This is a genomic window from Pseudomonas sp. UBA5568, assembly GCF_002425525.1.
Lineage (GTDB): Bacteria > Pseudomonadota > Gammaproteobacteria > Pseudomonadales > Pseudomonadaceae > Aquipseudomonas > Aquipseudomonas fulva.
This window is the reverse complement of record NZ_DIMK01000048.1, coordinates 111,039-130,193: the sequence shown is the minus strand read 5'-3', so window position 1 is coordinate 130,193 and position 19,155 is coordinate 111,039. Positions and strand designations below refer to the sequence as shown.

Below are 19,155 nucleotides of genomic sequence, written 5' to 3'. Positions count from 1 at the left end.
GCTCATGACTGACGCCCCGCTCTACTTCGATTACGCTGCCACCACCCCGGTCGACGATCGAGTGATCGAGACCATGCTTGCGTGCCTGGGTCGGCATGCCCATTTCGGCAACCCGGCCTCGAGCGGGCATGTCTACGGCAAGGCAGCGCGTGATGCAGTCGAACTGGCCCGTGAGCAGGTGGCCGAACGCGTAGGGGCGTCGCCGGCGTCGCTGGTATGGACATCCGGGGCGACCGAGTCCAACAACCTGGCGCTCAAAGGGATCGCACAGGGACTGGGCCAGCCTGGGCATCTGCTTACCAGTCAGCTAGAGCACAAGGCCGTTCTGGACACAGCGGCCGAACTGGAGCGCCAGGGCTGGACAGTGACGCGACTGCAACCGGACCGATCAGGCCTGATCCATCCCGCCATGGTTCAGGACGCGCTGCGCGCCGACACGCGCCTGGTGTCGCTGATGGCGGTGAACAATGAACTGGGAACGGTGACCGACATCGCTGCCATCGGCGAGCGGGTGCGGGCGCACGGCGCCCTGTTGCACGTGGATGCCGCCCAGGCGGTTGGCAAGCTCGGCATCGACCTGGCCGGCCTGCCCGTTGACCTTATGTCCTTTTCAGCCCACAAGGTGTATGGCCCCAAGGGCATCGGTGCGCTGTTCGTCGGTCCACGGGCCCGCGCCGGCATGCGTGCGCAGCTGCATGGCGGTGGTCACGAGCAAGGCTTGCGCTCCGGCACCCTGGCGACGCATCAGATCGCGGGCATGGGCAGCGCGTTTGCCCTGGCGGGTCAACCGGGCGACGGCGAGTACCAGCGCCTGGCACAGTTGGCCACGCGCCTGCGCGAGGGTCTATTGGCACTGCCCGGCATTACGCTCAACGGCTGCGCAACCCAGCGCGTGCCGCACACCTTGAACCTGTGTATCGAGCAGGCGGGGTTCAACAACGCGGCGCTTGCCACGCAACTGGCGCTGTCGACCACCTCGGCCTGCAATTCGGCGAACAATGCGGCATCCCACGTCCTGCTGGCCCTGGGGCTGGACGAGCGCCGTGCCCGTAACAGCATTCGCCTGAGCATCGGCAGGTTCACCACAGAGGCAGAGGTAGACAAGGCCATTGCGGTAATGGCCTCGGCATTGAAGACGGCCAGCGCTGCACTGTGGTGAATCACGCCAGCCGGGCATGCCTTTACAGGAAGGTGAATACCTGGGAGGCCGGGAGCCGCGATTTGCTCAACCCGGAATTGAAGTCGGTTTCACTGCGATAGCCCAGGCTCAGCAGCACTACGCTGGTGAAGCCTTGTTCGCGCAACCCCAGCTCGGCATCCATGCGCTGGCTATCGAAACCTTCGATGGGGGTAGCGTCCAGGCCCAAGGCAGCCGCGCCCAGCAAGGCGGTACCCAGGGCAAGATAGGTTTGCTTTTCCATCCAATGCTGCAGGTCCTTGCGCTCGTAACGGTGCAGGTCGGCGTAGTGGCGCCGGCTCTTGTCCTGAGCCGCCTTGGCCTGCTCATCCCGAAAACGCCCGTCGAGTGCTTCCTGGGCGAGCACGGCCTCCAGGTGCACCTGGGTCATGTCGGTACGCGCGCAGAAAACGATGACATGGGAGGCATCGCGCAATTTGGGCGAGTTGTAGGCGTAGTCGGTGTCGGTACTTGTGGTCAGGCGGGCTTTGGCAGTGTCGCTCTGGGCGACGACGAAATGCCAGGGCTGGGAATTCACCGACGATGGGCTGTAGCGCAATTGCTCAAGTAAGGCATCGACCGTGGCTTGGGGAATTTGACGCGATGCATCATAGGCTTTGGTGGTGTAGCGGCGCTTGGCCAGCGAGACGGTATCCATGGGCAATTCCGGTCGTCGAGAGGAAAGAAGTGCCCATGGTATCTTTCCTGCCACAAATAAAAACCGGCACAATCGAGCAACACTTTCACCCACGGAGTGACAATGCTGCGCCTTGCCGACCTCGAACTGTTCGTACGCAGTAGCGCACTGGGCAGCTTCACCGCAGCTGCCCTAGAAGCGAACCTGTTACCCGGCCAGGTGGCGGCCGCCATCAAGCGGCTGGAGCGTGACCTGGACGTGCGCCTGTTCGTTCGCACCACCCGCAGCCTGCGCCTGACTGCCGAGGGCGAGCGCTATCTGCCGACCGCCGTGAACGTGCTGGAAAGCCTACGCCGCGGGCATGACGATTTGCATGACAATGCCACCGCCCTGCGCGGCACCTTGCAGGTTTCAGCGCCCTCGGACCTGGGCCGCAACATGCTGTTGCCATGGCTCAGCGCGTTTCGCCGGGAACACCCGGCCCTGCACCTGCGCTTCATGCTGTCCGACCAGATTGCCGACCTGAGCCGTGATCCGGTGGACGTCGCCGTGCGTTACGGCCTGACTCAGGACGCCAACTACATTGCCCTCCCCCTGGCCGACTGGAACCAGCGCGTGCTGGTCGCCTCGCCCGATTACCTGGCCCGCCACGGCCGACCCCAGACACCCGAAGCACTGCACACTCATGCCTGCTTGTTGTACATGCAGCACGGACGGGTGTACGACAAGTGGCAACTCGGCCAACGCACGGTGCACGTGCAAGGGCCACTGGTCAGTGATGATGCCGATGTGATTCGCCGCCTGGCGGTACTTGGCGAGGGAATCGTCTACAAGTCGTGGCTGGATGTCAGCGACGACCTGGCCTGTGGCAGACTGGAAATCGTCCTGCCTCAATGGCCGGGCGAGCCGACGCCGGTCACGCTGGTATGTCCGCACCGCAAGCAGCTCACGCCCGCCGTCACGCAACTGCACCAGTGGCTGCGCCAGCGGTTCGACGCACTGCAGCCGGCAGCCAGGCTCGGCAGTTGCACAAATCTTCCAGACACCTGAAACCGGGGGCATTAGGCTCGTGATACAGCCCCCGCATCAGCGTGCACACAGCGAGCTCCCATGAGTAACTGGATCGACCTCAAGCAGGACGCCGAGACCGGCATCGAGTCGATCCGCGCGCATTTCGTCGGTCATGCCTACGATCCCCATTGGCACGACAGCTACCTGGTCGGTGTGACCGAGCAAGGGGTCCAGCAATTCAATTGCCGTCGGGTCAGGCACCGCAGCGTGCCGGGTCAGGTCTTCATGCTTGAGCCTGGGGACCTGCACGATGGGCTTGCGCCTACTGAAGACGGTTTTACCTACTCTACGCTCTACCTGGAGCCGGACTGGCTGGAGCAGCAGTTGCGCCTGCTGTTCGAACACGCGCCCCGTGATGCCTTGCCCAGTTTCGCCGACACGCTGACCCAGGACCTGCAGCTCGCCCAAACCACCGCTTTTGCCTTCAATGCACTGCATGCAAACGAGCTGCTCCTCGTCAGGCAGTCGGCCACCGACGCCCTGCTCGCCTGCCTCACACGCCACCTGCACTGGCGCAAGCGGGTCGACCCGGACCCGCGCCTGCCACTCACGGCGCAACGGGCCCGCGATTATCTGCATGACAACCTCGCACGGGATGTAGGCCTCCAGGAGCTGGCAACAGCCTGTGGTATCGACCGCTATCGCTTGACCAGAGCCTTCAAGGCGGCATTCGGGCTTGCCCCCCATGCGTACCTGATCCAGCTGCGCCTGGCCAGGGCCCGGCGTTTGCTTGCCGGCGGGGCCAGCCCTGCAGACGTAGCCGTCACCTTGGGCTTTGCCGATCAGAGCCACCTGGGCCGCTGGTTTCGGCGGGCCTATCGACTCACGCCGGCACACTACCGCAAACGCTGCTCAATCCTTCCAGACTGACGCAATGCAAACGGCGAGCATGGTGGCTGATCTCAAGGAGCCCCTGCACATGACGCATTCTTTCCTGCCATTTATGGCATTTGCCCTGGTTGCCAGCATCAGCCCGGGCCCGACCAATCTGCTCATCCTTGCCCAAGGTGCGCGTCACGGCCTGCGCAGCACACTGGTACCCATCCTGGCGGCTTGCCTGGCCGCTGCGGCCACCGTATTGCTGGTAGGCATGGGGCTGGGCCAATGGTTGACGCGTCACCCGCAAGTCCAGCATATGATGATGTGGGGCGGGGTGTTGTGGTTGAGCTGGCTGGCTTGGCAACTGCTGCGTAGCGCCGGCGACACCGGCGCGGCAGCCCAGGTGCGGGCGTTTACGGCAGTGGACGCGGCAACGTTGCAGGTAATCAACCCCAAAGTGTGGCTGATGGCCGTGGCCGTGATCGGCGTGTTTGCCGCGCCCGGCCTGGCGGTGTGGCAACTGGCGCTGCTGTTTCTGGTGATCGCCCTGCCGTGCATGACGCTGTGGGCGGTGCTGGGCGCAGGCAGTGCGGCCTGGCTGCAAACGCCACGCCGCATGCGCTTATTCAACCGAGCCCTGGGCGGGCTGCTCTTGCTCTCAGCGTGGGCTGCGGTACTGAGCTGAGCAGCCTTGCTGGCCTGTAAGCCACACTCAATGCGTCAGCGCGTCGCGAAAGCGGCGGGTACTGCCGACTGCCAGCAACAAGCCGACCACTGCCACGCTGCCGCCGACCAGGCCGATATTGGCCACGCCCAGGTAGCTGCTGACGATACTGCCCAGCAACGCCCCCCCGCCGATGCCAATGTTGTAGATACCGGAGAACAACGCCATGGCCACATCCGTGGCGTCGGAAGCCAGCTTCAAGGTGCGTGACTGCAACGACAGGCTGAAGCTCAAGATCGCCACACCCCAGCACATGCTCAGCACAGCAAATGCATTGAAGCTGCCGGACAAGGGCAAGAGCAGCAGCAAGCAAACTGCCAGCATGCCGATCGAACCCACCAGAAAACCCTGGGGGAAACGGTCGCTGTAGCGGCTGAACAGGAACGAGCCGACCACGCCAGCGCCGCCAAACAACAGCAGGACCAACGTGGTGCGTTCACCGCTGATCTGCGCGACATGCAAGGCGAACGGCTCGATATAGCTGTAGGCGGTGAACTGCGCGGTGATCACCAGCGTCACCAGCAGGTAGGTGATGACCAGCGCAGGCCGCTTGAACAGTATCGGCAAGCTGCGCAACGACCCCGAGTTTTGGCTCGGCAGCAACGGCAGCGATTTCATCAGGCACAGCATGGTCGCCAGCGCCACGCCGGCGATGCTCAGGAAGGTGACGCGCCATCCCAGCGCCTCGCCCACCACGCGCCCCAGGGGGATGCCGAGCACCATCGCCAGCGTCGTGCCGGTGGCCAACAGGCCCAGCGCCTTGGCCTGTTGCCCAGGCGGGGCGACGCGCACCGCCAGCGAGGCAGTGATCGCCCAGAACACGGCGTGCGCCAGGGCTATGCCGATGCGGCTGAGCAGCAGCATCGCAAAACTCTGCGACAGCCACGACAGCAGGTGGCTGACGATGAACACCAGAAACACGAACAGCAGCAGGCGCCGCCGCTCGATGTTGCGGGTCATCAGCATCATCGGCAGTGATGCCAGTGCCACGACCCAGGCGTAGATGGTCAGCATCAGCCCCACTTGCGCAGTGGTCATGTCGAAGCTGCGGCCAATGTCGCTGAGCAGCGCCACCGGGACGAACTCGGTGGTGTTGAAGATGAAGGCGGCCAACGCCAGGGCGATGACGCTCAGCCAGCTGCCGCCGCCTACAGTGGGTGGCAAATGGTCAGGTAGGGGTCCGTTCATGGCGTGAAACCGGTTCTCCACAGGCAAGGCAAGACCACGCACGTCCAGCCCCGGCAAGGAGCGGTATGAGCGTGTGTCTTATTAAAATTGGGGACGCAGGCATGGTACGCGTCATGCTTGGGCCTCACAACCGCCGTACCGAAGGAGTACCATGCGCAATCTCGGATACTGGCGCACATCAAGGAGTTCCACCCACTCATGGACAAGCAGCATCCCCAGCAGCAATGGCAGCAGGCCGTTATCACCTACGCCCAGGCCGTCAACGACTATGTCGCACAAGGCCGTGCGCACGGCTGGGACCAGCTCGAAGAACCCCGGCACCCTGCCACCGAGCACTTGCTGGACGCCTGGCGCGCCGCCTTGCGCACGGTCAATCAGCCGGCTGTCGAGGAGCACCAGCGCCAGACGTTTCGCCAGGCCTGGCCGCCAGCCCATGCGCCCTTGTTGCCCCTGCTCGATACGCACGGCCAGGGTATCGCCACGTTACTGCTGCTCGACGACGGCAGCCTGCTCGCACGGATCGGCATGCCTCACGAGAAAGGCCAGGTGGTGCGTATCGATGGTTACAGCGTGACACCCATCATCGGCGTCGAACATTTCGGCCGGTGCCCGGCTCGGCGCTTCTTCGCCCTGGCCAATGCCGAGGGTGTGCGCGTGACCGATGGATGGGGCGGCCCACAGGTGCGGCGGCTGGCCTGGCCTACCGGTTTGGAGGGGTTGCCCAAGGGCTATCCGTTCGAGCCTTTCGACCTGCCCCCCGTTGCGACTGCCTTGATACCGTTCCCCGACGGGCAACAGGTGCTGCTGGTCAGCGACGAGGGCATTTTCGTGCTATCCGAGCAGGGCGCGAGCCGGCTGCTGCCACGCCAGGAGCAGGTCGAGCAAGCGCTGGCAGAGGGCACGGACCCCGATGACATCATCCTTGGCCTGAGCATGGCCCACGGCGCTGTTTCGCCTGACGGCAAGCGGGTCGTGGTGGGCGAGCAAGCCAACCGACACCAGGTGCTGGACCATCGGTTACGGCCTGTTGCCAGTATCGGGCCGGCCAGCGAATACCCGCACTACGCCCTGTTCAACCGCGCCGGGGACCAGTTGCTGCTCAATGCCTGTCACTTCTACAGCGGCGCATCGCTGGCCGTCAGGGTGAGCGACCTGGAAGGCCTGGACACGGATTACTACAGCCAGGACCCCCGCACGCCGGTGGTGCAGGAAGGCGCACGGGTCTATGCAGGCGTGGCGCGCCAGGACGAGTACATCGTCGGTGATGCCTATGGTTATCTAAGGGCGTTCGGGGAAGACGGTAGCGAACGCTGGCAGCACTATCTGGGTTCGACCATCAGCGCGATGGACATCAGCGAGGATGGGAGAACCCTCGTCGCTGCAAGCCATGCGGGGTTCATCTCGGTGATCGCGCTCGACCGTGGCCGACCCGATTGGCAGATCGGCACAGGCCCGCATGGTGAGGTCCGGCGCTGGCTGTTCTGGAGAGGTGGAGAGAAGCCGCTGGCCTGGTAAGGCCAGCAACAGGACCTGCACCGGCTGCCCCGGAGCAGGTCAATGGCTGATCAGGCCTTGAGGGTCGCCATGTCGATCACGAAGCGGTACTTCACGTCGCCTGCGATCATGCGCTCATACGCCTCGTTGATATGGCGGATGTCCAGCATCTCGATGTCGCAGCGAATGTCGTGCTTGGCACAGAAGTCCAGCACCTCCTGGGTTTCTGCGATACCGCCGATCAACGAGCCGGCCAGCACGCGGCGCTTCATGACCAGGTTGGCAGCATGCAGCGCAGGCTCGATCGGTTCGATCAGCCCGACGAGGATGTGCACGCCGTCGAACGTCAGGGTTTCCAGGTAGGGATTGAGGTCGTGCTGGACAGGGATGGTGTCGAGCAGGAAGTCGAAGCGACCGGCAGCGGCTTTCATCTGCTCGGCGTCGGTGGACACGATCACATGGTCTGCTCCCTGGCGACGCGCCTCAGCGGCCTTGGCCTCGGACCGGGTGAACAGCGTGACTTCGGCACCCAGCGCCTTGGCTAGCTTGATGCCCATGTGCCCCAGGCCACCCATGCCAAGAATGCCCACCTTGTGGCCTGGGCCTACACCGTGGTGCTTGAGCGGTGAATAGGTGGTGATACCGGCGCACAGGATAGGAGCGGCGCTAGGCAGGTCCATGCCTTCGGGGATGCGTACCACGAAATGCTCGCTGACCACGATGCTGCTGGAGTAGCCACCCATGGTGTTGCTGCCATCGACGCGATCGGGCGTGGCGTAGGTCATGGTCGGGCCTTCGAGGCAGTATTGCTCGAGGTCCTTGGCGCAGGCCGCGCACTGACGGCAGGAATCCACCATGCAGCCGACACCGACCAGGTCACCGACCTTGTGGCCGGTGACCTGGGCGCCTACTGCCGTCACGCGGCCGACGATCTCGTGGCCGGGCATCAAGGGATAGACCGCAATGCCCCATTCGTTGCGGGCCTGGTGGATGTCCGAGTGGCACACCCCGCAATACAGGATGTCGATGGCCACGTCATCCGGGCGCGGGCTGCGGCGCTCGAAGGTCATGGGTGCCAGCGGGCTGGTGGGGGTTTGGGCGGCGTAACCGATAGCGGTATACATGGAGACCTCGCGGTTAAGTGAAACGGTTCATGTGAAGCATTTTGTTCCTAGAGAGGGACATTGCCCACCGCAGATTCTCCGGAAGCCTTGCCTGATTCTCCGAAGCTGCTGGTGAAGACCACGCGCGGCGGGCATAATTCGACTCCCCATGCTGTCCGATTCTCTGCCCCGGTGCTCCATGCAACTGACCCGTCACGTAGACGCCAATGCCCCGCTTTGCACGCTCATACGTCGCCTGGCACTACGCCCAGGGTTCGTGTCCACCCACCTGCCCCAGGTACAAGTGATGAGCTGGGACCACTACGTGGCCAGCAGCCCGCAGATCTACGAGCCGAGCCTGATGATCCTGGCCCAGGGCAGCAAGCTGGCCCGCCTGGGGCCCCGCACGCTCGAGTACGGCGCCGGGCATTACCTAGTGCAGGCGCTGTCGGTCCCTTTCATGTGCGAGACCTTCGCCACGCCCGATGTGCCCTTGCTGGGCGTGGCAGTCGCGATCGACCGCGCCACGCTGAGCGAACTGGTGCAGAGCACCGGCCTTGCCACGGATGGCCCGGTACAGGCTCAGACGCCCCAGTCGATGACCTCGGCCGCCCTGGACGCGCCCATGCGCGAGCGGGTCGAGCGATTGCTGGAGTGCCTGCAAGACCCTGTGGACGCCAAGGTGCTGGGGCCGGCCCGGGTACGCGAAGTGCTGTACGCCGCTTTGCGTGGCCCACAGGCCGGGGTACTGAGAGCGTTGGTCGAGCAGCAGGGCCATTTCGCCCGCATTGGTGCTGCATTAGCCCACCTGCGCGAGCACTACAGTGAGCCCCTGAGCGTCGAGGCTCTGGCTGGGCGAGCGAACATGAGCGTCTCCACCTTCCACGAGCATTTCAAACGCTGCACGGACATGGCGCCTATGCAGTACCTCAAGCGCCTGAGGCTGCTGAAGGCACAGCAGATGCTGATCGGCGAAGGAATGGGCGTGGCACAGGTCGCCCATCGGGTGGGCTACCAGAGCACGTCGCAGTTCAGCCGCGAGTACAAACGCCAGTTCGAACGCAGCCCCGGCGAAGAATTGCCCTATCAGAGCCTACCGGTGTGAGCCCGGCGGGCTCAGGAATGCGCCCCCATCCCCTAATGCCCAGCGCGCCAGTGCCTGGTAAGCGCCCTTTCGGGACTCGTAAAGTACACATTCCCGGGCGCTGACAAAGAACTCCGGTGGCGAGCTGGCTTCAGGGGGCTGCCCGTGAAACTCGCGAGACAGCGTCAAGTGCGGGCGAAAGCTGCGGTCTGCCACGGCGATCCCCAGGGGCAGCAGCGCCTGTTGCAGCCCATAGACCAGTTGAAGAAGCACCGCAGGCGTATGCTGCGCCTCAAGCACCAGGGCACCGGCCTTCTGCCACACCTGCAAGCGATCGAGCACCAGCCTCGGCGCCTTGTCGGGCAGCACCAATTGGTCGACGGCAGCGCACACAGACGGCACCTGAGCCGCGTCGACATTGCCCAAGAAGGCCAGGGTGACATGGAAGTTGGCGGCTGGCACCGGCTTGCCGCTGCGCAGCGCCAGGCTGCGCCGCCACTGGGAGACATCGCGGCGCTGGGCATCACTGACCGGCAGGGCGAAAAACAGCCGCTTGAAGGGGCTGGCGCTGGAGCGTGTGTCCTGAACCATAAGATCTCCTGAAGGTGAAACCAGGGTCGCGGACTGTGCAACGCGACACCGAATCGGCCGGACAGTTTCGTAACAATCAGTACAAACTGCTGCGACGATTGTTTATGCTGGCGGGCTTATGCCATGCGCATGGCCATTTTTCGACAAGTAAACGTCCATGAAAATTGCACTCGTTCTGCTCTTCGTCTTCTCGATCGCCTACGTTCACCTGCGCGGTCGGGTACGTCACAAGCTGACTCGCCAGCTGGGTGACCATTCCAGTTTCCTGGCCCCGGTCAACAGTTTCCTTTACTTGTTCTCGAAACATCCAGCCAAGCCCTACCTGCCGGTTGAAGCCTTCCCCGAGCTACAACCGCTGCAGGAACACTGGCAGGAGATCCGTGAGGAAGCCCAGCGTTTACTCCAGGTGGGTGAAATCAAGAAGTCCGATAATTACGACGATGTTGGCTTCAACTCGTTCTTCAAAACCGGCTGGAAGCGGTTTTACCTCAAGTGGTACGGCGAGAGTCATCCGTCGGCCATGACCCTGTGCCCACGCACCACACAACTGCTGCAAGGCATCGGCACCGTCAAGGCCGCCATGTTCGCCACCCTGCCCCCTGGGGCCAAGCTGGTTCGGCACCGCGATCCCTATGCTGGCTCCTACCGCTATCACCTGGGCCTGGACACTCCCAACGACGACGGCTGCTACATCGACGTCGATGGCGAGAAATATTCGTGGCGCGATGGCCAGGGCGTGGTGTTCGACGAAACCTACATCCACTATGCGGCTAACACCACCGAGCACAATCGCATCATTCTGTTCTGCGATGTGGAGCGCCCCCTCAAGTACCGCTGGGCCACGGCGTTCAATCGCTGGTTCAGCCGCAACGTCATGGCCGCTGCCGCTGCACCCAACGATGCGGGCGACAAGACCGGCGCCATCAATCGCCTGTTCACCCGTATCTATCGCATCCGCGAACGGGGCAAGGCGCTGAAGAAGCGTAATCGCATGCGTTACTACCTCGAGAAATGGGCAGTGGTCGCCGCGTTGGTGCTGGTGTTCATCTACATCTGAGGCTGCACATGATCAATATCCGCCCCATGACGCCAGACGACTTCGAGCGCTTCTGGCCTACGCTACAGGCGGTGGTTCAGGCGCGGGAAACCTACGCCCTTGACCCCGACATGACCTTTGAGCAGGCCCGGCATCTGTGGCTCGAGCTGCCCCGGCACACACTGGTGGCCGAAGCCCAGGGCGAGCTCCTGGGCTCCTACTACCTCAAGGCCAATGCCGGCGGACCAGGCAGCCACGTGGGTAATTGCGGCTACATGGTGACCGAGCAAGCACGTGGCCGAGGCGTGGCGCGCTTGATGTGCGAGCACTCACAGAAGCTGGCTCGCCAGGAAGGCTTCCTGGCGCTGCAATTCAATTCGGTGGTTGCCAGCAACGAGGTGGCGGTCGCCTTGTGGCACAAGCTGGGCTTCGAAACCGTCGGCCGCTTGCCCAAGGCCTATCGGCATGCGCATCTGGGGTTGGTGGATTGCCTTGTCATGTACAAATGGCTGGCTGATGAGCCAGTCACGGAAAAGCCTGCGCTGCTCATTGGGCGCAAGAACATCGAAGCGCGCGTAGCGCGTCGCAAGGGTCGGTAGGCAGTACAGGCGCAGGGGCGTTAGGGCCGGATGCGTGCAACGGCCCTGGGCGATACGAGCGAGGCGCGCATGCCAAGAACAGCCTTGCTCAGCGCATGAGTTATAAGATAACGTTGCGATCTTCGTTTTGATACGTGATGTCCATGCCCCCTGCAATCCTGCCGACGCCCCTCTCCCATCAACGCCTGCAGAGCATCGACGCCCTTCGCGGTATCGTCATGCTGATCATGCTGCTGGACCACGTCCGCGAAACGTTTTTCATGCAGCATCAGGTCAGTGACCCGATGGCAGTGGAAACCACCGACCCGGCGTTGTTCGTCAGTCGCACCCTCGCCCACCTGTGCGCGCCCGTCTTCGTGCTGCTTACCGGCTTGTCTGCCTGGCTTTATGGCGAAAAGCGGCAGAGTCGCAGGGAAGTCTCGTTATTCCTGTTCAAGCGCGGGCTGTTTCTGGTAGTGCTGGAGCTCACCCTAGTGAACGTTGCCTGGACATTCCAGGTGCCGCCGACTGTGATCTACCTGCAAGTGATCTGGGCCATCGGTATCAGCATGATGGCGCTGTCAGCCTTGATATGGCTGCCCCGGGCTGGTCTGCTCGCTGTTGGGCTGGCCATCATCGCCGGGCACAACCTGCTTGACGGTGTGCACTTCAGCGCCACATCCCCCTGGCATGTGCCGTGGGCCATCGCGCATGACCGTACCTGGCTCGACATCAGCGCCACACTGCGTCTGCGCACATCCTACCCGGTACTGCCCTGGCTCGGCGTCATCGCCGTTGGCTACTGGCTGGGCCCTTGGTTGCACAGCGCCTGCACGCCGGCACTGCGTCAACGACGCCTGCTACAGGCTGGGTGCGGCGCACTCCTGGGCTTTGTCGCGCTACGCGTGATCAACGGCTATGGCGAAGCGCACTGGAGCATTCACCCTGCGCTGACGCAGACGCTGATGAGTTTCTTCAACATCACCAAGTACCCTCCATCACTGCTGTTCCTGATGTTGACCTTGGGCGTTGGGCTGCTGTTGCTGCGCGCATTCGAGCGCGCCGGGCACCCGCGCTGGATCGCAGTGCTGGCGATGTTTGGCGCAGCCCCGATGTTTTTCTATCTCCTGCACCTGTACGTGCTCAAACTGCTGTACCTGAGCGCAGTGGGCGTGTGGGGCGCCAACCAGGGCGCCTACTTCGGTTTCGAGACCATTGCCGCAGTCTGGCTGACGTCGGCCCTGCTACCGCTGATGCTCTACCCACCTGTGCGCTGGTTCGCCCGGTTGAAGGCGCGCAGGCGTGACTTGGCGTGGCTGAAGTATTTCTAGGCGCTAAATCAGCCCCTTAAAGCGTTTCACCCGGCGGCGCGATGGTCTACCATGCGTGCCCCCCCGGTTTCCACCGCTCAAATCAATAGTGAATCCCGCGTTCGTCTTGCGCGAGCCACCAGGAACTGCCCAACAGGAGATCGTCCTGCATGCTGCCCCGTTTCGCCACCCTGCTCGCTGGCCTTGGCATTGCCGGCTTGGCTCAGGGTGCACCTACCGCGTATCCGCTGACGGTCGACAACTGCGGCAAACCCCAGGTGTTCGCCCAAGCCCCCCAACGCGTGGTGACGATTGGCCAGGCAGGCACCGAAATGCTGTACGCGCTGGGCTTGGCCCCCCGGCTGGCCGCGTCATCGCTTTGGTTCAATGACGTATTACCCGATTACCAGGCGCAGGACGCCAAGGTCCCTCGGCTTGCCGACAACGAGCCCAGCTTCGAGGCGGTAGTGGGCAAGCGCCCGCAGCTGGTGACGGCCCAGTTCGAGTGGATGGTGGGGGACCAGGGTGCGGTGGGTACGCGCGAGCAATTCAATGAGCTGGGCATCGCCACCTATGTGCTGCCGTCGGATTGCGAAGGCAAGGACAACCGGGTGGGCGCCGACGGCACGCGGCTGCAAGCCTTCCAGGTCGAAAGCATCTATAAGAGTGTCAGTGAATTGGCCAGCGTCTTCGATGTGCAGGCTCGTGGCGCCGCCCTCAACGACGAGCTCAAGGGCCGCCTGGCCCATGCCCAGGCGCAGCTGGCAGGCGTTGACCTGTCCACTACCTCGGCGCTGTTCTGGTTCTCCAGCGCCGATCTGGCCACCGACCCGTACGTGGCAGGCCGCCAGGGCGTTGCGGACTTCATGCTGCGTGCCCTTGGCGTGCGCAACGTGGTGAGCTCCACCGAGGAGTGGCCAACCGTGAGCTGGGAGACATTGGCCAAGGCCAACCCGACCTGGCTGATCATTGCACGCATGGACCGCCGCCGTTTTCCGGCCGACGACTACCAGAAAAAACTCGATTTTCTGCGCAATGACCCTGTGACGCAGCACATGGACGCCGTCAAGCATGGGCGTATCATCGTGCTCGATGCCGAGGCGATGCAGGCGGGCATTCGTTTGTTCCGCGGCGTGCAGACGCTGGCCACGGCCTTCTCCACCGGCGTCGCAGCGCAGTGATCAAGCGTCTGGGGCTGACCTGCGCCGCACTGGCGGCTCTGCTGGGCGCGCTGTTGGCGGGCACTTCAATCGGTGAAAACCCGCTGTCATTGGCCTTGGTCGGCCAGGTACTGGCCAACCATGCCTGGCAGGCGGGCTACCCGGTCGACCCCATCGACGCCGGTGTCGTGTGGAACTACCGGCTGACCCGCAGCCTTGTCGCGGCGGCCTGCGGCGCAGGGCTGGCCACCTGCGGCGTGATCCTCCAGGCGTTGCTGCGCAATCCGCTGGCCGAGCCCTATCTGCTGGGCCTGTCGGCAGGCGCCTCAACAGGTGCAGTGCTGGTCGGGCTGCTGGGCCTGGGCAGCATGACGCTGAGCATGTCAGCCGGGGCTTTCATCGGTGCCCTGGCCGCCTTCGCACTGGTGCTGCTACTGGCGCGCGCCGCGAGCCCGGGCGGCATTGGCGCTCACATCATCCTGGCGGGGGTTGCCGGTTCACAGTTGTTCAATGCCGTGACGGCGCTTCTTATTACCAAGTCGGCCACGGCCGAACAGGCCCGCGGCATTCTGTTCTGGCTGCTGGGCAATCTCAGCGGCGTGCGCTGGCCTTCGGTCTGGCTGGCCGTACCCGTTGCCCTATTGGGCCTTCTGGTTTGCCTGTGGCAACGCCGAGCGCTGGACGCTTTCACCTTCGGCGCCGACTCGGCAGCCTCCTTGGGGGTTGCGGTACGGCGCACTCAACTGCTGCTGATCAGCTGTGCAGCCCTGGTGACCGCCGTCATGGTCTCGATCGTCGGCGCGATCGGTTTCGTGGGCCTGGTCATACCCCATGCGCTACGCCTGCTGCTCGGGCCCGGTCATGACCGCCTGCTGCCGGCCAGTGCCCTGGGCGGGGCGCTGTTCTTGATCACCGCGGACATCCTGTCGAGGACGCTGATCGCCGGGCAGGTCATCCCCGTGGGGGTGGTCACGGCCCTGATCGGTGCGCCAGTGTTCGCAGTTATCCTGGTGGCCCGCAGGGGGCGCGCGTGACCGCCATGGCGCCCATGCAGCTCGCCCCAGTGGGCTGCCAGGGCATCAGCCTGCACCTGGGAGGCCGCCCAGTGCTCGACGGGATCGACCTGACGGTGCACGCCGGCGAGACCCTGGCCATCGTCGGGCCAAACGGCTCGGGAAAGTCGTCGCTGCTCAAAGTGCTGGCAGGCCTGCGCAAGCCGGCCACTGGCACCGTGCAACTGCTGGGCAGGTCGCTCTCGCGCCTGCCTCGCCGAGTGGTGGCAAGGTCATTGGCACTGGTCGAGCAGCATGCTGACACGCTCGATGCCATTCGAGTCTTCGACGCTGTGGCGTTGGGCCGTATCCCCTGGTTATCGGCCTTGGCGCCGTTCGGTGAGGACGACAAGGCCATCGTCGAGCATGCGCTGACTGATGTGGATGCACTGCATTTGCGCAGCCGCCTGTGGGGGTCGTTGTCCGGTGGTGAGCGCCAGCGCGTTCACATCGCCCGGGCGCTGGCGCAACGCCCCGCGGTGCTATTGCTGGACGAGCCGACCAACCACCTCGACATCCAGCATCAACTGGGCCTGTTGCAGCAGGTGCAGGCATTGCCGGTCACGACCTTGGTGGCCTTGCATGACCTCAATCAGGCATTGACCTGCGACCGTGTGGCGGTATTGAACAACGGGCGACTGGTCGCACTGGGCAAACCGCTGGATGTGCTCACGCCCGCTTGCTTGCTGAGTACCTTCGGCGTTCACGCGCACGTGCTCACCGACCCGCTGGACGGCGCTCAGGTATTGCGCTTTCGCAGCGCGTGAGCGCCTGCGTATCACGCGCCACATCGTGAACATCGAGTAGGCCGACGGTAGTGCATGTTGAATACGGGCGGCGACAGCGAGGCCGCCGCGCGCCCCTGTCAGCGGTCAGTGGACGGTATCGGTCGCCGTGCGGCACCATTGCGCCCGCTCCTGGCCAGTGAGCGAGCCAGACAGTTCGATGAACGTGGCTTCCAACTCCGGTTCGACGTGGCCGGCCACCTTTATGCGACTCAACAGGTATTGCCTGACCGTCCTGGGCCACCTGCCCTCTCGGTGCGCGGCATTGATGATGCAGGCGGCATCCTGGCGGGTGGCGCCACGCCAGATGTCCATCAGGCGGTTCTGGAAATCGTCGAACGACCAACCGTCTGTGCGAACCTCGAATTCATCCAGCAGTTTCAGTTTGTACAGGGCCATGTGCGGCATTGTCACTCTCCCTCTGCGGCTGTGAAAAGTCCGTGCACGAGGAAGCAAACCATCACCTGCCTTGTAAGAAAATGAACGCGTGGTCCATCACACCCGCGTCAATGTAGGACATGTCCGAGCGCCTAACGCAGCCGCAGGTCCATGTGGGTCGTCTGCCAGATCGGGTCGTCCTCAACGTCTAGCAGGGTGAAGCCCTGCCGCTCCCAGAAGCTGACGGCGCCCGGCAGAAATGGGTGGGTGTGCAGGTAAAAACGGTCGATTTCATCGATTGCCGCCTGTGCTTTCAAGGCCCCGAACAAGCGTGCCGCCACGCCAAGCCGGCGATAGGCAGGCAACACGAACAGGCGCACGACCTCGGCCACACGCTGGTCACCGTAGTCGAACTGCGCAAAGCGGTTGTCATAGGGCAGGTAGCCGATCACGCCCACTAGGCCTGCGCCCGCCCGTGCTTCGAGGAAGGCGCCGGCGCCTTGCAGATAGACATCATCAAACTGTGCAAGGTCGGGAGGTAAAGGCGCTTTGGCAAGCATCGGGAACAAGTCCCGTCGCGCGGACTCGACAAAGGCCACGACCTCGTCACGGCTTTCGGGGGTCACGGGGCGCAGGGTAAGTTCAGGCATGGGGCAACCGTTGCAGTCAAAGGCCTGGTTCTACCGCAGCCAGCCCGGCAAGGCAAATGCAACGCTCGTCCCGGACGTGCGCGCACCCGTATAATCGCCCTACCCCACAGCCCATTCAGGCCAAGCCATGCCTCGCCTCCCGAAGTTGCTGCTCATGTTTGCGCTCACCGCCGCGGTCACGGCGTGCGACCAGAAACCCTCGCGAGAAGAACAGATCGTTGCCCAGTTGCCGCTGCAGGAGGCTTATGACCACAACATTCAGCGCATGGCCGTGCTCCTTGCGGGCAAGCACCCTGACGTGAGCCAGACCCGTATCGAACAGGTCCTGCGTCGGCACCTGACGGTTGACGACCAGCGTCAGGACCTGTTCCGCTTGTACAGCGAACAGAACTTCACCGATGCCGAATTCGCCAGTATCGTCGGCGCCTTGCAGGACCCCGCCAAGGCCCGCGCCTTGGAAAAGACACCGGAAGGCAAGCGGTTGAGTGAAAAACTCACGGCACTGATGCAGCAAACCGCCGCAGATGCCAAGGTACAGGCGGTGGCTGAACAGCGCATGCAGGACGTGGAGGCTGAACTCAAGGCGCTTGAAAAAAACGCCCCCTGAGTGACACTCGCGCTACGCGACTGCCAATGAGCATTCCTTGCCATTCGCCGCATTTGATGATTCCGAGGTCAGGATTGCCTAACACCAAGCATGGATTGCGACTGGACCTGCGCAGGCTCATTCTGGTGCTCTGCGCACTCACCGCACTGGTGATGCTGTGCGCCAGCTATTTTGCCAGCTACCGCGTCCAGCGACAGTTGCTGATCAATCACGCACTGGAAGCGAACCGGGTGTACGCCACCAAGTTGGCCGCCATCACCGAAACATTCATCGGTAACGCCTTGCAGCAACTGCAGTTCAGCGCAGGTGTACAAGGCCGACAATTGAGTGACGCCGTGGCCTTGCAGGTTGAAACAGACCGCGTGCTGGCGCAGAGCATGGCGTTCAATTCCACGTTCGTGATCGATGCCGACGGCACATTGTTGTCAGTTTCCCCTGCGCCGCTACGGCACCTGGTGGGCGGGCGCATGCGCTCCCCAGGCGTCGACGAAGCGCTGCACCTGCGGCGTGCGCTGGTCTCGACCCCGTACGTCTCTGCCGCCAACAACCTGGTGGTCACGCTTTCGCAGCCGATCATCGACAAGCAAGGCCGTTACCTGGGCTACGTAGGGGGCACCCTCTACCTGCGCGAACGCAATATCCTCAACAGCCTGCTGGGCGAGCATTTCTACAAGGACGGCTCATACCTCTATGTAGTCGACCACCAGCGACGCCTGCTCTATCACCCTGACAACCAGCGCGTCGGTACTGTCGTGCAGGGCAATGCCTTGATCGATCAGTTGCCAACACTGCCCAGCGGCACCGTGGCGCTCACCAACAGCCAGAAAGTCGAGATGCTCGCAGGCTTCGCCACCGTGCCCAGCGCCCGCTGGGGCGTGGTCGCCCAGCAACCACTGTCACGCACCGTGGCGCCGCTCAATACCCTGGTCCTCAATGTGATAGGTACATCAGCGCCACTGGCGCTGGTCGGCAGCCTGCTGCTCTGGTGGCTGGCATTGGTCATCGCTCGGCCGCTCTGGCAGCTCGCCGCAAGTGCACGGATGATGGACAGCGCCAACACGGCCGAAGACTTGCATCGGGTGCGTGCGTGGTATTTCGAGGCGGCTGAGCTCAAGCGAGCGTTGTTGTTCGGCCTGAACCTGCTGCACGAACGCATTGGCCGCCTGAACCGCGAAGCCCAGACCGACCCCCTGACAGGGCTGATCAATCGCCGCGGGCTGGAATTCAGCCTGTCGTTGCTGGAGGCCGAAGGGCGGCGCTTTTCAGCCATCGTCATGGACGTGGATCATTTCAAACGGATCAACGACGGCCACGGGCACGACACCGGCGATGCCGTGTTGCGACAACTGGCCCATTCGATGCGCCGTTGCTGCCGGGAAGGCGACTTGCTGTGCCGTACTGGCGGGGAGGAATTTCTGATGCTCTTGCCCGGTGCGGATCTAGCTGTGGCAGCCAGTGTGGCCGAGCGCCTGCGCGCGACCATCGGGGACACCCCGGTAGCGCCGGTGGGCGCCCTGACTGTGTCGCTTGGGGTGGCGCACTGGGAGGGCACAGGCGATGCGGCCGGCACGTTGGCCGCGGCTGACAGAGCGCTGTATCTGGCCAAGCAAGGTGGGCGCAATCGCGTTGTCGTGGCCTAAAGCCCCGCTCGCCGCGGTCGTTTCTGGCATCCGAAGGTCGTCCTCGACAAAGCGACTCGTAAGCGGGGCCG

At 63.6% G+C, this 19,155-nt stretch carries 20 protein-coding genes; 14 read left to right on the top strand and 6 right to left on the bottom strand.

Features of this window, described 5'->3' with window-relative positions; all coding sequences use genetic code 11:
- Positions 1-4: 4 nt before the first annotated feature.
- Complete coding sequence (locus B2S33_RS15485; RefSeq protein WP_288501497.1) at positions 5-1,159, top strand: cysteine desulfurase family protein; 1,155 nt, start codon at positions 5-7, stop codon at positions 1,157-1,159.
- Positions 1,160-1,181: 22 nt separating this feature from the next.
- Here B2S33_RS15485 and nfsB read toward each other — a convergent pair whose 3' ends face one another.
- On the bottom strand, positions 1,182-1,835 hold the full coding sequence (gene nfsB, locus B2S33_RS15480; protein WP_288501499.1) for an oxygen-insensitive NAD(P)H nitroreductase: 654 nt from the start codon (positions 1,833-1,835) through the stop codon (positions 1,182-1,184).
- Positions 1,836-1,937: 102 nt separating this feature from the next.
- Here nfsB and B2S33_RS15475 point away from each other — a divergent pair, with 102 nt between their 5' ends.
- From B2S33_RS15475 to B2S33_RS15465, 3 genes are read left to right on the top strand one after another with little or no spacing between them, the layout of a single operon-like run.
- Entirely contained in the window at positions 1,938-2,864 is a 927-nt protein-coding gene (locus tag B2S33_RS15475) for a LysR family transcriptional regulator (RefSeq protein WP_288650610.1), read from the top strand.
- Positions 2,865-2,924: 60 nt separating this feature from the next.
- A complete protein-coding gene (locus B2S33_RS15470; protein ID WP_288650609.1) occupies positions 2,925-3,755 on the top strand; it encodes an AraC family transcriptional regulator in 831 nt (276 codons plus the stop codon).
- Positions 3,756-3,804: 49 nt separating this feature from the next.
- A complete protein-coding gene (locus B2S33_RS15465) occupies positions 3,805-4,389 on the top strand; it encodes a LysE family translocator (protein ID WP_288650608.1) in 585 nt (194 codons plus the stop codon).
- A 27-nt stretch (positions 4,390-4,416) separates the two neighbouring features.
- Here B2S33_RS15465 and B2S33_RS15460 read toward each other — a convergent pair whose 3' ends face one another.
- Positions 4,417-5,616 (bottom strand): sugar transporter, encoded by a 1,200-nt coding sequence (locus B2S33_RS15460; RefSeq protein ID WP_028686967.1) that lies wholly within the window; start codon positions 5,614-5,616, stop codon positions 4,417-4,419.
- A gap of 198 nt (positions 5,617-5,814) precedes the next feature.
- Here B2S33_RS15460 and B2S33_RS15455 point away from each other — a divergent pair, with 198 nt between their 5' ends.
- A complete protein-coding gene (locus tag B2S33_RS15455) occupies positions 5,815-7,131 on the top strand; it encodes a hypothetical protein (protein WP_049696173.1) in 1,317 nt (438 codons plus the stop codon).
- A gap of 50 nt (positions 7,132-7,181) precedes the next feature.
- Here B2S33_RS15455 and calA read toward each other — a convergent pair whose 3' ends face one another.
- Positions 7,182-8,234: a vanillin reductase gene (calA, locus tag B2S33_RS15450; RefSeq protein ID WP_027914670.1), complete on the bottom strand. Its 1,053-nt coding sequence runs from the start codon at positions 8,232-8,234 to the stop codon at positions 7,182-7,184.
- Between the two features lie 178 nt (positions 8,235-8,412).
- Between calA and B2S33_RS15445 the strand changes: the two genes are divergently transcribed.
- Entirely contained in the window at positions 8,413-9,318 is a 906-nt protein-coding gene (locus tag B2S33_RS15445) for an AraC family transcriptional regulator (RefSeq protein ID WP_128610593.1), read from the top strand.
- On the opposite strand, the gene thpR is transcribed toward B2S33_RS15445, so the two are convergent.
- Positions 9,307-9,888 (bottom strand): RNA 2',3'-cyclic phosphodiesterase, encoded by a 582-nt coding sequence (gene thpR, locus B2S33_RS15440; protein WP_145279209.1) that lies wholly within the window; start codon positions 9,886-9,888, stop codon positions 9,307-9,309. The two genes, B2S33_RS15445 and thpR, sit on opposite strands and share 12 nt — an antisense overlap.
- A 157-nt stretch (positions 9,889-10,045) precedes the next feature.
- Here thpR and lpxO point away from each other — a divergent pair, with 157 nt between their 5' ends.
- From lpxO to B2S33_RS15410, 6 genes are all read left to right on the top strand, one after another.
- Complete coding sequence (gene lpxO / locus B2S33_RS15435) at positions 10,046-10,945, top strand: lipid A hydroxylase LpxO (RefSeq protein ID WP_027914668.1); 900 nt, start codon at positions 10,046-10,048, stop codon at positions 10,943-10,945.
- 8 nt (positions 10,946-10,953) lie between these two features.
- Positions 10,954-11,523 carry a GNAT family N-acetyltransferase gene (locus B2S33_RS15430; RefSeq protein ID WP_110606810.1) on the top strand — a complete coding sequence of 190 codons (570 nt, stop codon included), beginning with the start codon at positions 10,954-10,956 and terminating at the stop codon, positions 11,521-11,523.
- 143 nt (positions 11,524-11,666) lie between these two features.
- Positions 11,667-12,833: a DUF1624 domain-containing protein gene (locus B2S33_RS15425; protein ID WP_288650606.1), complete on the top strand. Its 1,167-nt coding sequence runs from the start codon at positions 11,667-11,669 to the stop codon at positions 12,831-12,833.
- 149 nt (positions 12,834-12,982) lie between these two features.
- A complete protein-coding gene (locus tag B2S33_RS15420) occupies positions 12,983-13,993 on the top strand; it encodes an ABC transporter substrate-binding protein (protein ID WP_059183120.1) in 1,011 nt (336 codons plus the stop codon).
- Positions 13,990-15,006: a FecCD family ABC transporter permease gene (locus B2S33_RS15415; protein WP_125921961.1), complete on the top strand. Its 1,017-nt coding sequence runs from the start codon at positions 13,990-13,992 to the stop codon at positions 15,004-15,006. Before B2S33_RS15420 ends, B2S33_RS15415 begins: the two co-directional genes overlap by 4 nt.
- A 5-nt stretch (positions 15,007-15,011) precedes the next feature.
- Positions 15,012-15,791 (top strand): ABC transporter ATP-binding protein, encoded by a 780-nt coding sequence (locus B2S33_RS15410; RefSeq protein WP_125921977.1) that lies wholly within the window; start codon positions 15,012-15,014, stop codon positions 15,789-15,791.
- A 105-nt stretch (positions 15,792-15,896) separates the two neighbouring features.
- Here the strand turns inward: B2S33_RS15410 and B2S33_RS15405 are convergent, their stop codons facing one another.
- The gene (locus B2S33_RS15405) at positions 15,897-16,217 is read right to left on the bottom strand and encodes a hypothetical protein (RefSeq protein ID WP_088522986.1); all 321 of its coding nucleotides are present in this window, start codon (positions 16,215-16,217) and stop codon (positions 15,897-15,899) included.
- A gap of 122 nt (positions 16,218-16,339) precedes the next feature.
- Positions 16,340-16,837: a GNAT family N-acetyltransferase gene (locus tag B2S33_RS15400; protein WP_145279213.1), complete on the bottom strand. Its 498-nt coding sequence runs from the start codon at positions 16,835-16,837 to the stop codon at positions 16,340-16,342.
- Between the two features lie 127 nt (positions 16,838-16,964).
- Between B2S33_RS15400 and B2S33_RS15395 the strand changes: the two genes are divergently transcribed.
- Together B2S33_RS15395 and B2S33_RS15390 are read left to right on the top strand one after the other, a co-directional pair.
- The gene (locus B2S33_RS15395) at positions 16,965-17,444 is read left to right on the top strand and encodes a hypothetical protein (protein ID WP_128610596.1); all 480 of its coding nucleotides are present in this window, start codon (positions 16,965-16,967) and stop codon (positions 17,442-17,444) included.
- A 74-nt stretch (positions 17,445-17,518) separates the two neighbouring features.
- Complete coding sequence (locus B2S33_RS15390) at positions 17,519-19,084, top strand: sensor domain-containing diguanylate cyclase (protein ID WP_288650604.1); 1,566 nt, start codon at positions 17,519-17,521, stop codon at positions 19,082-19,084.
- Positions 19,085-19,155 lie beyond the last annotated feature (71 nt).

What these genes read in the sequence shown, in the direction of transcription:
- thpR (WP_145279209.1), bottom strand. Translation starts at nt 9,888, where the DNA reads ATGGTTCAGGACACACGCTCCAGCGCCAGCCCCTTCAAGCGGCTGTTT.
- B2S33_RS15420 (WP_059183120.1), top strand. Translation starts at nt 12,983, where the DNA reads ATGCTGCCCCGTTTCGCCACCCTGCTCGCTGGCCTTGGCATTGCCGGC.
- B2S33_RS15460 (WP_028686967.1), bottom strand. Translation starts at nt 5,616, where the DNA reads ATGAACGGACCCCTACCTGACCATTTGCCACCCACTGTAGGCGGCGGC.
- B2S33_RS15405 (WP_088522986.1), bottom strand. Translation starts at nt 16,217, where the DNA reads ATGCCGCACATGGCCCTGTACAAACTGAAACTGCTGGATGAATTCGAG.
- B2S33_RS15445 (WP_128610593.1), top strand. Translation starts at nt 8,413, where the DNA reads ATGCAACTGACCCGTCACGTAGACGCCAATGCCCCGCTTTGCACGCTC.
- B2S33_RS15425 (WP_288650606.1), top strand. Translation starts at nt 11,667, where the DNA reads ATGCCCCCTGCAATCCTGCCGACGCCCCTCTCCCATCAACGCCTGCAG.
- calA (WP_027914670.1), bottom strand. Translation starts at nt 8,234, where the DNA reads ATGTATACCGCTATCGGTTACGCCGCCCAAACCCCCACCAGCCCGCTG.
- B2S33_RS15455 (WP_049696173.1), top strand. Translation starts at nt 5,815, where the DNA reads ATGGACAAGCAGCATCCCCAGCAGCAATGGCAGCAGGCCGTTATCACC.
- B2S33_RS15400 (WP_145279213.1), bottom strand. Translation starts at nt 16,837, where the DNA reads ATGCCTGAACTTACCCTGCGCCCCGTGACCCCCGAAAGCCGTGACGAG.
- nfsB (WP_288501499.1), bottom strand. Translation starts at nt 1,835, where the DNA reads ATGGATACCGTCTCGCTGGCCAAGCGCCGCTACACCACCAAAGCCTAT.
- B2S33_RS15395 (WP_128610596.1), top strand. Translation starts at nt 16,965, where the DNA reads ATGCCTCGCCTCCCGAAGTTGCTGCTCATGTTTGCGCTCACCGCCGCG.
- lpxO (WP_027914668.1), top strand. Translation starts at nt 10,046, where the DNA reads ATGAAAATTGCACTCGTTCTGCTCTTCGTCTTCTCGATCGCCTACGTT.
- B2S33_RS15470 (WP_288650609.1), top strand. Translation starts at nt 2,925, where the DNA reads ATGAGTAACTGGATCGACCTCAAGCAGGACGCCGAGACCGGCATCGAG.
- B2S33_RS15465 (WP_288650608.1), top strand. Translation starts at nt 3,805, where the DNA reads ATGACGCATTCTTTCCTGCCATTTATGGCATTTGCCCTGGTTGCCAGC.
- B2S33_RS15410 (WP_125921977.1), top strand. Translation starts at nt 15,012, where the DNA reads ATGGCGCCCATGCAGCTCGCCCCAGTGGGCTGCCAGGGCATCAGCCTG.
- B2S33_RS15485 (WP_288501497.1), top strand. Translation starts at nt 5, where the DNA reads ATGACTGACGCCCCGCTCTACTTCGATTACGCTGCCACCACCCCGGTC.
- B2S33_RS15475 (WP_288650610.1), top strand. Translation starts at nt 1,938, where the DNA reads ATGCTGCGCCTTGCCGACCTCGAACTGTTCGTACGCAGTAGCGCACTG.
- B2S33_RS15430 (WP_110606810.1), top strand. Translation starts at nt 10,954, where the DNA reads ATGATCAATATCCGCCCCATGACGCCAGACGACTTCGAGCGCTTCTGG.